The sequence below is a fragment of the Thiocapsa sp. C2-2m genome, from assembly GCF_041903745.1.
Classification (GTDB): domain Bacteria; phylum Pseudomonadota; class Gammaproteobacteria; order Chromatiales; family Chromatiaceae; genus Thiocapsa; species Thiocapsa roseilacustris.
Genome location: NZ_JBBWVD010000071.1, coordinates 1 through 11,458, shown reverse-complemented (window position 1 = coordinate 11,458; position 11,458 = coordinate 1). Strand labels below are relative to the sequence as shown.

Annotated in this window: 13 protein-coding genes and 1 pseudogene; 5 read left to right on the top strand and 9 right to left on the bottom strand. The window is 63.3% G+C overall.

The annotated features are described in order from the left end of the window. Positions 1-312: 312 nt before the first annotated feature. Positions 313-600, top strand: a complete 288-nt coding sequence (locus AADX97_RS27830) for a DUF4258 domain-containing protein (RefSeq protein WP_374237358.1) — start codon at positions 313-315, stop codon at positions 598-600. Beyond that, complete coding sequence (locus AADX97_RS27825; RefSeq protein ID WP_374237359.1) at positions 593-829, top strand: type II toxin-antitoxin system MqsA family antitoxin; 237 nt, start codon at positions 593-595, stop codon at positions 827-829. The genes AADX97_RS27830 and AADX97_RS27825 overlap by 8 nt, the downstream gene beginning before the upstream one ends. A 544-nt stretch (positions 830-1,373) precedes the next feature. Here the strand turns inward: AADX97_RS27825 and AADX97_RS27820 are convergent. The 4 genes from AADX97_RS27820 to AADX97_RS27805 all read right to left on the bottom strand — a co-directional run bounded on the left by AADX97_RS27820 (position 1,374) and on the right by AADX97_RS27805 (position 5,669). Then, on the bottom strand, positions 1,374-1,805 hold the full coding sequence (locus AADX97_RS27820) for a type II toxin-antitoxin system HicB family antitoxin (RefSeq protein ID WP_374237360.1): 432 nt from the start codon (positions 1,803-1,805) through the stop codon (positions 1,374-1,376). 12 nt (positions 1,806-1,817) lie between these two features. Further along, positions 1,818-2,030, bottom strand: a complete 213-nt coding sequence (locus AADX97_RS27815; protein ID WP_374237361.1) for a type II toxin-antitoxin system HicA family toxin — start codon at positions 2,028-2,030, stop codon at positions 1,818-1,820. 2,014 nt (positions 2,031-4,044) lie between these two features. Continuing rightward, entirely contained in the window at positions 4,045-4,695 is a 651-nt protein-coding gene (locus AADX97_RS27810; RefSeq protein WP_374237362.1) for a GNAT family N-acetyltransferase, read from the bottom strand. Further along, positions 4,689-5,669, bottom strand: a complete 981-nt coding sequence (locus tag AADX97_RS27805) for a lysophospholipid acyltransferase family protein (RefSeq protein ID WP_374237364.1) — start codon at positions 5,667-5,669, stop codon at positions 4,689-4,691. The genes AADX97_RS27810 and AADX97_RS27805 overlap by 7 nt, the downstream gene beginning before the upstream one ends. A gap of 181 nt (positions 5,670-5,850) precedes the next feature. On the opposite strand from AADX97_RS27805, the gene AADX97_RS27800 reads away from it, so the two are divergent. The 3 genes from AADX97_RS27800 (at position 5,851) to AADX97_RS27790 (ending at position 7,561) form a co-directional block, all read left to right on the top strand. After that, positions 5,851-6,675, top strand: a complete 825-nt coding sequence (locus AADX97_RS27800; protein ID WP_374237365.1) for an FRG domain-containing protein — start codon at positions 5,851-5,853, stop codon at positions 6,673-6,675. Positions 6,676-6,853: 178 nt separating this feature from the next. Further along, entirely contained in the window at positions 6,854-7,294 is a 441-nt protein-coding gene (locus AADX97_RS27795; protein ID WP_374237366.1) for a transposase, read from the top strand. Further along, positions 7,295-7,561 carry a hypothetical protein gene (locus AADX97_RS27790; protein ID WP_374237367.1) on the top strand — a complete coding sequence of 89 codons (267 nt, stop codon included), beginning with the start codon at positions 7,295-7,297 and terminating at the stop codon, positions 7,559-7,561. A gap of 151 nt (positions 7,562-7,712) precedes the next feature. Here AADX97_RS27790 and AADX97_RS27785 read toward each other — a convergent pair. From AADX97_RS27785 to AADX97_RS27765, 5 genes and pseudogenes are all read right to left on the bottom strand, one after another. Further along, positions 7,713-9,112: pseudogene (locus AADX97_RS27785) on the bottom strand (nucleotide sugar dehydrogenase). 130 nt (positions 9,113-9,242) lie between these two features. Beyond that, positions 9,243-9,497: an asparagine synthase-related protein gene (locus tag AADX97_RS27780; protein WP_374238837.1), complete on the bottom strand. Its 255-nt coding sequence runs from the start codon at positions 9,495-9,497 to the stop codon at positions 9,243-9,245. A 104-nt stretch (positions 9,498-9,601) separates the two neighbouring features. After that, entirely contained in the window at positions 9,602-10,126 is a 525-nt protein-coding gene (locus AADX97_RS27775) for an asparagine synthase-related protein (protein ID WP_374238647.1), read from the bottom strand. Between the two features lie 48 nt (positions 10,127-10,174). After that, positions 10,175-10,612: a hypothetical protein gene (locus AADX97_RS27770; protein ID WP_374238648.1), complete on the bottom strand. Its 438-nt coding sequence runs from the start codon at positions 10,610-10,612 to the stop codon at positions 10,175-10,177. A gap of 3 nt (positions 10,613-10,615) precedes the next feature. Next, the gene (locus AADX97_RS27765) at positions 10,616-10,810 is read right to left on the bottom strand and encodes a hypothetical protein (RefSeq protein WP_374238649.1); all 195 of its coding nucleotides are present in this window, start codon (positions 10,808-10,810) and stop codon (positions 10,616-10,618) included. Positions 10,811-11,458 lie beyond the last annotated feature (648 nt).

The window sequence follows — 11,458 nt, the reverse complement described above, 5'->3', positions numbered from 1 at the left end:
TTTGGGCTGCAGGCCCTTGAGTCGAAGGTGCTTGAGATGGGCTTCGTAGTGGCGCTTGAATTGCTCTTCGCAGGAGACGGACATACTGGCGTAACCCCATGATGTGGAAAATACACCCCTCGCGAGCGAGGGCATGAGGTGACATTCTAAGGCTGACGCCGACCGCGGGCTTCCTCCGCGTAGCGGCTTCGTCCAACAATTCGCTGAACCGGACACTTGACTTCAGCACGTCTTTTCTGCCGCAAAGCCGCACTGAAGTCAACTGCCGGTTAGCTTAGTCGTTGGGCTACTGAAGAGATTCACGTCGCGTAAATGAAGCCCACTGTCGGACAAATCAGGGAATGCGTGCGCACGAATCAGTATGTCGTTACTGTGCATGCGGCCGAAGAGATGGACGACGACAGTTTGACTATCTTCGATGTAGAGCGGTTGATCCTCGCTGGAGAAGTAGTTGAAAGGCAGAGAGATAAGGACCCGCCCGAAACCAAAGTGCTTATTCGTGGACCCACACTGGACGGAGATAACGCCTTTGCCGTAGTCAAACTCGGTCCAACGGGCAAGCTCGTAATCGTCACTGTCTTCAGAGATATTTATGGCTAGTCAAATTTGCGATATTTGCGGAGCTGCCGAGGCGGTGGTCCGAAAAGTGACTCGAAGCTTCGGGAAGGGTAGCGACCTCTTGGTAATAGAGGATATTCCCGTTGTCAGTTGCTCACACTGCGGCGAGAGTTACATGACCGCCGAAACGATGCACGAAATCGAGAGAATCAAGCTCCACCGTGCAGCGTTCTCTGTTCCCAAACCCGTCCGAGTCGCCCACTTCGCTTAAAGGTAACGCAATTGAAGCCCAACAAGCCCACCAGCTCCGACGCCAAACTGCGGCCTTCGCTCTCGCTCAGGCCGCAGTTTGGCGCGGGCTGTGGTTGACGTTAGGCGACGGACACCTTTTAGTCCTATCCAATATTTAACAAACAGGAGGGGGAAATAGGGGACGGACCACGGTTTCCTGCGATCATCGGGGCATCGTTCCCGCGGGACAACGACCGATCGGTGGGACATACTCAACGTCCTTCGAGATGCGACCAACTGTGGCTTCGTCTTGGGCAGAAAACGCTTTCATAAACAGATCTCGACGATGCTCGGTCGGCGCACTTGGCCCGGCACGTCCGGCCGACCGCGGGAAGAGTTGGCCGACACCGATCAGCTCGATCTGCCGATATAGCCCAGAAACCGTGGTCTGTCCCTGGTATTCTCACGGAGGAGGATGAATTCGTGGGGATACCTGAGGGTCCGTCCCCGGTATTTGCGTTTTACCGCTCCTCAGGCCCTGCGCCGAGACTCCGAGGTTTTTCACAGCCTCTCGCCCATTAGTGTCACGCTGCCTTCTCGACCTCGATCGCCAGACGTCGCCCCACGGCGAGCAAGGCCCGCTCCAGCGTCGCTGCTTTGCTGGCGTGACGGGGATCGACCAGGCGTCGCGCCTCCTTCTCGTTGATCCCCAGCCGCCGCGCAAGCTCGGTCGGCCCGACCCCGGTTTCGCCCACGGCCAGGAACAACGCCGCCTTGAGCGCGGTCTGGATCGGAACCGCCACGGGATGCTCGTCGGGCAGACGGGCCGAGGACGCGGGAATCTCGCCTCGGTCGTCGATGCGCGCCGCGACGGCCTCTTCCAGACAGTCGGCCGCCTCAAGAAGCGCCTCCTCAAGGGTGTCGCCCTGGGTGATGGCCTCTGGCCAGTCGCGAAAGGTCACCACGAAGCCACCGGTGGGGTCTGGCGTCAGGGTCGCTGGATAGATGAATTGCATCGGGTGCTCCGCTCACAGATCGCTGAGGCTCAAGCCAAGCTGCCTGAGCATTGCATACAGGGTGCCGGTCTTCAGCTCATCCTCGGGGTTGCGAACGATGGTTAGCCGTTCACCGAGATAAAGCGTCACATGGCTCCCTTTGCCGCGCTTCTGGTCCACGTGGCAGGCGAGCCCATGAGCCTTGGCGTATCGCTGAACCCGCCGAATCAATTCCGTTCCTTTCATGCGCGACAGTATCGGACAATTCTGTCGGCTTGCCCATCGGCGAGAAATGAGCAGAATCGGGGACGGAGCAGAATCGGGGACGGACCACGGTTTCCTGCTGTCATCGGGGCATCTGTTCACGCCGGACAACGACCGATCGGTGGGACATACTCAACGGCCTTCGAGATGCTACCAACGTTGGCTTCGTCTTGCGCAGTGAACGCTTTCAAAAAGCAGCTCGCGACGATGGTCGGTCGGCGCACTTGGCCCGGCACGTCCGGCCGACCGGGGGAAGAGTTGGCCGACACCGATCAGCTCGATCTGCCGATATAGCCCAGAAACCCGAGTCTGTTCCTGGTCTTCCCAACTCGCCAACAACCTTGGCGTTGGCCGTCACGAGCAATGTGAGGACGGCCTCCACGATCTGCCGGAACTGCCAATCCTCGATTCCGTCTATCCTCTCCACCGACTCCAGGTCGCCGGTAAGATCCTCGCGTGTGTGCGGCCTTGCTCGTAACTCCGGCCATCGTGGCACGTGGCGCAGAGCGCCACGGGGCATGCGTGACACCGCAGAGCAGGTGTCACGAGCGACTGATGCTTTGGGTGGCACCGGGTGGCCGCTGGTGGTTTCCCACCCGCGGCTCCCACAGATCCGGACGTGCGGGACTACCGCATCCGGCTCCTCGGTTGAGCGCTCGCTACACGACAACTGTCGCACACCCGTTGGACCATTCAGCCCATGCCGCGATCTCCTGTCGTTCTGGTCAGATGGTCAGGTGACTCGATGTTCACGCCATCGTCCCTTCAGAAGATGTCTCAACCGATCGGCCGCTTCCCTCCCGTGGGTCCGCTCGGGTGCGTTCCCCACGCTCGACGGTACTATCAGCCGACTCTGACTGCTCAGTTGCCATCGCGCCGCACGTCGTGACCTTCGCTTGGCGCTACCTTGCCGTCGGTCCTGTTCGCTCCCGTCGGCCGCACCAGCGCCGACAGGCCGGGGCGGCTTCTTCCGCGGTGCCCGCGCCGCGTCTCGGGCAAGGAACCACTGAGCGCTCCCAGGTTCCTGGACGACCCGTGCGGACATGCCCTGCTCTCAGACCCCGGCGGAGTCTCGACATCTGGCCGTTGCGATGCCGAGACTGTTGCCTTCCGATGTTCGGAAGACGTCGGCTCCGCTGGAATCAGTGACGGGGCTCCATCACATGGCCTGCACGCCCCCTGTGTACGCTTCGCAGGCGGGATCGCTCCCGCACCACGCAACACTCGGTTCCGGTGGATGGCCACTCCTTACCGGCTCGGGACTTGCACCCGGTGGGTCGCAAAAAGGAGTTTCCGATTGGCTTATCCGTTCGCTATCTTCCCCTCCTTCCAGGCTTTGCCTGGCGCAACGGTCTTACGAGCGAGGCCCGCAAACGCTGTTATGAGACCAAGGATGGAGGTGATTTGCAGAGCTTCCGGATATGAGTCGCCGGTAATCTGCGCCATCTCGACGCCGTTCGTAGAAGGCCTCGCGTAGAAGGTCCAAGTCCATGCGGTGAATCATGCTTGTGAAGACCCGATCCGGATGCCCGATCGCTTGCGTTTGTGTCCCCTCGCGGGTTCGCTGCCCAGGTGCGACGATGACCCCGACCGCGCCTTGCCCGACTCTTGACCGGCGTGCCTCAACGGTGCTCTCCACAAGGAGATGACGGTCCTCTCAAGTTCCCGGGCTACCCATCTGTGTACATACCCCGTTCGTCGATCCCGGTGGTGTCCTCGTCGCTCGCCCCGGCGCTCCAAGGACGACAGCCTTCCGGCGCCTTGATGCCGTCGGCTTTCCCAAGCTCGCGCTCGGTTATCCTCATGGACCACGAGCATATCTTTTCGGAACTCAGTCACGCGGCCTGCACACTCGCCACACCTGGCTTCATACACACCCTTGCGGGATATGCACGCAGGTTCGCTACAGAGTCGGTCGCGAGCCGAACCCTCGCGGGACTTCGCCGCGGGTTCTGATGCAGCGTTTTCGGCTTCCACCCGAACCGGGGGGCGTCGTTCAGACGCCGAAGCGGCGATGTAGCGCCTCATCCCAGTCGGCAGTCAGAGCCCTAAAAATCCAAGCCTTGCGTCGACGCAGACGCTGGTACGCCGCCTTGAGGTCGAGGATGAGGGTGATGCGGCGGCTCGCGCAGGCCAACTCCCCGTGGTCGTGGGTCGCGACCGGGTCGAAGCCCATCACCCGGGTGTGAAAGCCGTAGGGGCTGTGGGGGTCGGACTCGAAGACGTCGGTGATGTAATGAGTGAATCCCCGCTCGACCGTCTCGCGCGTAGCGGCCCGCATCAAGGCCATGGCAATCAGCAGGTTGCGCCGGTGCTCGGGCACGATGGCGAAGCGGCCGATCTCGGCCAAGCGGTTGGAGCGCAGGAAGGCATCGACATCGAGCCCAGGCCGCAGGACCTGGATGTCGTAGGCGCGATACTGATCGACCGGCGGCTCGTACTGGATCCGCAGCACCCCGCTCGGCGCGCCGCCGCGGCGCGCGAGGAACCAGGACAGCCGCTCGTTCGTCAGATCCGACTCGGGTATCTGAGAATCCGCCTGCTCGACCCAGCGTTTCTCGTCCTGGTAGGTGGCTGTCAGAACCTTTAGGGCTGCCTGGCGATCCGCGGGCGTCCGGATCCGCTCGACCCGAATGGTGCTCAACATGGGGTGTCTCCGCTGCGTCGTTCGATGAATCCCGGGGCCGGTTTACGTGACCCGCCGCTGCTCGCCGGGTTGCCGGGCCAGTCCTTTCCGCAGAGCCCGGCGACCGCCGACATCAGATGCGCGTGCCAATCGCTCACGGCCGTACCGGAGGGGGTCGGGCCCGGCGAGGACGGCGGAATCATGGGCTCGCCGAATCGGATTGTCAGGCGCGAGGAGGTATCGACCAGGCCGGTGCGCATGTCCTGCCGTTCGAAGCGGATGCCCGCGGGGACCACCGGCACCCCGGCCCGCAGCGAGAGCCGTGCGGCCCCGCGGCGCCCCGGCAGCAGCCGACTGCCGTCTCGATTCACTGTGCCCTCCGGAAAGATCCCTACGGAGCCGCCGCACTTCAGATGCTGCAAGGCCGCGAGGTGGCCGGGGACCGGCGGCTCGAACCAGGGTTTGAGGCGATTCAGGATGCGCGGCTTGGCGGCCTTGCCTGTCAGGGTAATGACCCCGCTGCGGGCGTAGAGGTGGCCGACGCCCGGAACGAGCCGGAAGTTCCAATCCGCGAGGAAACGGACGGGCCGCCCGGCCCGAGCCAGCAGGAGGATCGCCGTCAACAGGACCACTTCACGCCGGGAGCTGTGGTTGGCCACAAGCAGAAAGGGGTCGTTGCCGGGATGCACGCGATCCCAGGCATCGACCTCGGCAACCCGCCCCAGCGCCAAAGTGCCCGCCAAGCGTGTCAGCAGCCGATCGCTGCGACGTGTTTGCTCAGGGAGCGGCCAGCGCCAGATGTCGATGGATTCAAGTCCCGCCCAAGGAGCCGGCGAAAAGGAAGTCCGAAGGTCTGTCGCGAGCAATGGCGACGGCAATGCGGACTGCTCTCCACTGCCCTGCGGTTCCGGAAGCGACCGGCGCCGCGGCCCGTCCGGCTCGCCGTCCGCCCGAGGGGGCAGTGCAAGCGCTCCCTGCTCCAGATCCGGAGGCATAGCACGGGAATCCTCTGGCCGTTGGTTGAAAACCTCGGCATGCTCGCATCGAGCCGTTACGCTTCTGTGATGACCGGATGAAGGATTCGGGTCGGACCGGCTCGTTCGGTTCCGGCCGCAAGGTGAACGTCATGGAGCCGGGTTAATCTGAGGGCTTCTTGTGCTGCGTAGGATTCGGGTCATGGTCGACATTCGGGTCGAGAGCTGGAACGCGCTTCAGGACGCGCTCTTCTCGGATTCCTGGGTGGAGGAGATCGGGCGCTTCCGCTCGCGCTATGCCTTCCGTGGTCTCTCGGATGCAGCCTATCCCCTCGCCACGACCCTGACACGCCTCGGGGGCGATTACCCCTCGCTCGAAAAGCACCTGCTGCGCAACTTCCGCAAATACGCTCACCGAAACGTCGTGCAGCGGGACTCCGTCTGGCACTGGTTATCGGTTGCGCAACACTACGGGCTGCCGACGCGGCTGATGGACTGGACCTATTCGCCGTTCGTCGCCTTGCACTTTGCCACCGCGGATCTGAACCGATTCGACCGCGACGGCGCGATCTGGGCGGTGAACTATGTCCTGACGCACCAGTTGGTCCCGCAGCGTCTGCGTCATCGGCTTGACCTCGAGGGGGCCAACGTCTTCACCGTGGAGATGTTGTCCGAAGATGTGCGCTCGCTGGCAGAGCTCGACTCGCTCGGCGAAGCGCCCTTCGCCCTCTTCTTCGAGCCGCCCTCCATCGACGACCGGATCGTCAACCAGTTCGCCTTCTTTTCGGTCATCTCCGATCCCAGGGTCCCGCTCGACACCTGGTTGGCGGATCAGCCCCGACTCTACCGGCGGATCATTATCCCGGCAGACCTCAAGTGGGAGATACGCGACAAGCTCGATCAGTCCAACATCACGGAGCGCGTCCTCTTTCCCGGGCTGATGGGCCTCACCGCATGGCTCGCACGGCACTACAGCCCACGGGACGGCAGCATCGGGGCGCCGCCGAATCGAGACGGCATGCTATAGAAACAAGGGGATCTAGGCTTCGATGCGGGGCGTGTCGCGGATGGACGATCCTCGGCACGGCCGGGGCGGCTGCCGAGCCCGCGAGTTCCGGGGACAGTTTACTTAATACCCTAGACGAGATACTACGGAACGGCTAGAACACAAAGTGAGCTTTCTGTGACGAGGGATTGACCGACCGATGGCGAGACTTCCAAGAGTGGTTGTCCCGGGGCTTCCGCATCATGTGACCCAGCGCGGTAATCGACGCCAGCAGACCTTTTTTTGCGACGAGGACTATGCCGAGTATCGGCGACTGCTCTCGACGTCCTGTCGAGCGTGCGTCACGCAGGTTCTGGTCTACTGCCTCATGCCGAATCATGTACACCTGATCCTGGTCCCTGGCGATGAGCTCGGTTTGCATGACGCGCTGGGCGAGGCGCATCGTCGCTACAGGCGCATGATCAATTTCCGGGAAGGCTGGCGAGGGCATCTTTGGCAGGAGCGTTTTCACTCGTTCGTGATGGACGAGCAGCACCTCATCGCCGCTGCCAGGTCTGTGGAGCTGAACCCCGTCCGTGCGCGGCTCTGTGCACGGCCGGAGGACTGGCCGTGGTCGAGCGCCCGGGCCCATTTGGCCTGAGTGGACGATGAGCTCGTCAGCGTGCGTCCGCTGTTGGAGCTGATCTCCGACTGGGATCGCTTCATCGGCGAGCCTGACGCCCCGGACATCGCCGACGTACTAAACGCGCATGCCGGCAACGGCCGCCCGCTCGGTCCGGATTCCTTTGTCGAAGATCTGGAGCAACGCCTCCGGCGTCCGCTCAAGCAAAAAAGCCTGGTCCGAAGGCAGCGCGACGGGAGTCTCATACCCAGAACCTCTTGGAGCTGCTGGAACCGGATTAGGTAAACTGTCCCTGGAATTGGTCCCTGGAATTGACTGGAATTGAAGGAACCTGTGCGGCCGGTGATGAGGATGGATTTCTCGCAGAGCTATGGGTGACTTACCGATATATCGTGTTGAGCATCAATGGAAGGTCAACTCCCACTCTTTTCCCGAATTAAAGCCGGCCGTCCACCTGGTATGACGGCAGCACGGATTTGACATCGTAGAGGATCGACTTGGGCTTGGCCCATCGGCGAATCCCGGTCGGGCCGGTCTCGACAAAGTCGCGGTGGGCGACGGCGAGGATGACGGCGTCGTAGCTGCCGGCCGGCGGGGCCTCGGACAGACACTCGAGGCCGTATTCGTGCTTGGCCTCGGCAGGGTCGATCCAGGGGTCGTAGCAGTCCACCGCGATGTTGTACTCGCGCAGTGCCAGGATGATGTCGATGACGCGGGTTTGCGCAGGTCCGGGCAGTTTTCCTTGAAGGCGAGGCCGAGGACGAGGATGCGGCTGTTGCGCACACCGATGCCGTTTTGGAGCATGCGTTTGACCACGGTCTCGGCGACGTGGGCGCCTATGCGGTCGTTGATGCGGCGCCCGGCGAGGATGACCTCGGGGTGGTAGCCGATGGCGACGGCCTTGTGGGTGAGGTAATAGAGGTCGACACCGATGCAGTGGCCACCGACCAGGCCGGGGCGGAAGGGGAGGAAGTTCCATTTGCTCCCGGCGGCTTCCAGCACCTCGAGGGTGTCCATGCCGAGCTTGTCGAAGATGAGCGAAAGCTCGTTCATGAGGGCGATGTTGAGATCGCGCTGGGTGTTCTCGATGACCTTGGCGGCCTCGGCGACGCGGATGCTGCTGGCCGGGTGGGTGCCGGCGAGAATGATCTCGTTGTAGAGGACGTCGACGATCACGGCGATCTCCGGCGTGGAGCCGCTGGTGACCTTTTTGATGGTGGTTAGGCGGTGCTCTTTGTCGCCGGGGTTGATTCGCTCGGGGAAGTAGCCGAGGTGGAAGATGTTGGTTTGAAGCCCCTTCTCCCCCTGCCCCTCCCCCGCGCGGGGAGAGGGGAGATGGGCTCCCTCCCCCCTCGCGGGGGAGGGCTGGGGAGAGGGGGAAGCAAGATACCGAAGCCCGGAATGTCCCTCCAGAACGGGCGCGCAATCGTCCTCAGTGCAGCCGGGGTAGACGGTGGATTCGTAGATGACTAGATCACCGGGTTTGAGCACCTTGCCGACGGTTTCGGACGCCTTGATCAGGGGCGTGAGATCGGGCCGTTTGTAGTCATCCACCGGCGTGGGCACGGTGACGATGAAGATCCGGCAGGAGCGCAGGGCCTCCAGATCGCTGGTGTAGGCCAGATGGTTCGTGGCAGCGGCAAGGTCTTCAGGGGTAACTTCGAGTGTGCCGTCGCGGCCGGATCGCAGCTCGGCGATGTAGGCTTGGTTGATGTCGAAGCCGACCACGGGGCGGTGTTTGGCGAGCTCCACGGCGAGCGGCAGGCCGACGTAGCCAAGGCCGATGATGGCGATGGGGCTCTCGGAATCGGTCAGATGAGCGAGGTATTGGTCCATGTGCGGTCGGAGCTCGGGCTGTGGGTCTGGATTCGGGTGGCGCGTTGCGATGGGGGCAGGCTGGGCGTCGGGTGGACTCCGGGGACATCAGTGTGCCGGCAGTCACAGCGCGGGGCTGTTTCCCGTTCCCTCACGAGGTGCCTGGGGGGTGTATTGTCCCACGCTCCGAGACCGTCGTGGAATCGACCAGCGGCACGCGAATCTCCAGGCTGTGCGCCATGCTGGCCCTGTCGGTATCGCGCGGCAGTTGGTTTCGCATGTAGAGCGACGACTCAAGGGTCGCGATCCGGGCAAATGGGCGGCCGGGGGGCGGCTCAAGTTGAGTTTGCACCCGGCTGAGTCGGTCAAGTCGCCGGAGGCCGTGCTCTGCGCAGTCTCTGCCCATCAATCGTTCCAGCTTCCTTGGCATGTAGAGTCCTCGGCGAAGGAGGTAGGCGCCGGGGTAGGTTCCGCCGTATTCGAGCATGCCGAGTGCTTTGGGTGAAACCTTCAGCCGATGCGCCGGAAGGTTGCCGCTTTACAGCTTGGTGCCCAAGCGGCGGAGGGTGCGGCCGAGCTTCGGGATGCGTGCCGGGGGGGGCCCATCCAGCGGACCCAGCGCGGGACGTCGGTGAAGGCCGGGTAGCTGCCGACGAGCTCGCAGCCTACGAGACCCGAGATCGCGACCTTGAGTCCCAGCGCATGAGCGGCCTTGGAGACGAACCAGGTGTTGATCCCGTCGATCGAGGGCTGGTCCATGGCCGCGAGAATGTGCGGCAGGTCGGCTTGGAACTCTTGGCCTGTGATGGTTCTCGTGGTGTGTCGGGTGCCATAGCGGCGGGCGACATGTTCCGCGAGCGGGGCCTCGTCGTCGTGACGGCCCCCGAACTCCTCGAAGGCGAGTGTCAGGGTTTGGATATCACTGGCGCCGGCATCGCGCATGAGCCCGACGAGCGCGCCGGAGTCGATGCCGGCGGACAAGAAGGCGCCGACCGGGACGTCCGCCACCAGATGGTGCCGGACGCTCTCCAGCAAGGCGTCGCGGATGATCTGCCGGGCATCGGCGGGGAGCCTTGGGCTGCCTTATTTTTCGGCGTCTGCGTAGACCTGCGCGATGCAGTGGTAGACCTTGGGTTCCATGACGCCCTTGGCGTCGGCCGTGAGCGTGCTGCCGGCGGGGTCGTACTCTGTCGCGATACCGCCGCCGGCCAGCAGGGCCTTCACTTGTGAGGCGAAACGCAGCGTGCCGTCGACGTCCGAGTAATAGAGCGGCTTGATGCCGTAGGGGTCGCGGGCCATGAACAGACGGCGGCGCTCGGCGTCCCAGATCGCGAAGGCGAACATGCCGCGCAGTGCGTGCACCCTCGCCTGGCCTTGCTCGACATAGAGATGCAGCAGAACCTCGGTATCGCTGTGGGTGCGGAAGACGCGGCCGGCGGTCTCGAGATCGCGGCGCAGCTCGCGGAAAATGTAGATCTCGCCGTTGAAGGTGATCACCAGCTTCCCGTCGGAGCTGGACATCGGCTATGCCGCAGCGGGGGAGAGATCGATGATTGAGAGACGTCGATGCGCGAGGGTGATGCGATGGTCGGTCGCCTCCCATTCACCCATGCCGTCCGGACCGCGGGCGGCCATGTGGTCGCGGATGGCCAGGAGCTCCGTGCGCACGACAGCGTCGGCTGAGTCCTTGTAGGCGAAGATTCCGGCGATGCCGCACATTGGGGGGCCGGGGTTCGGGGCTGGTCCTGCGGACGGTGGCGCGCTGCATGCGAAGCCGCCCGATGCGGGGATCACTGGGACGCGCCGGTGTTTTTCTGCGTCAGGATCTCGGCGCGCAGTTGGGCGACCTCATCGTTGGGCTTCGTTCCTCAGCCCAACCTACGAAGAACTCTTGCACAGGCTCGGAGCGTGGGAGCGCGAGCGGCGCTCGCGGGGGCTTCGCCCTGTGGTCCGGGGCGGGCTTGCGTCGGCGCTACGGGAACGCTACCAACCTACCCTGTCGTTTTCAGGGTATGGGCGTGAGGCAAATTGTTCAGGCATTATACGGCGGCTGTAGGTTAGCCGTTTGGGGGCCGCGGGGCAAGGGCTTGTCGGGCTGAAGCCCGACCCACCTGCGGTGATCGACCTGTGTGGGTCGGACTTGACTCCGACGGAGCTTGCATGTTCATTCCGCGAGTGCAGACATATTGTGACTGACAAACAAAACGGTAGTGCCTCGCTTGTTCGCCACTTCACCCATTTTACCCCACATCGTTACCCACATCTCTGAATCCCGCGATCTGCACCTAGGTCGGGGCCGGACACAGAACCGCTGAGCTGGTGAAATTGTCCCCTCGTCAACCGCAGGGGGCAAGGTACAGTGAGCGA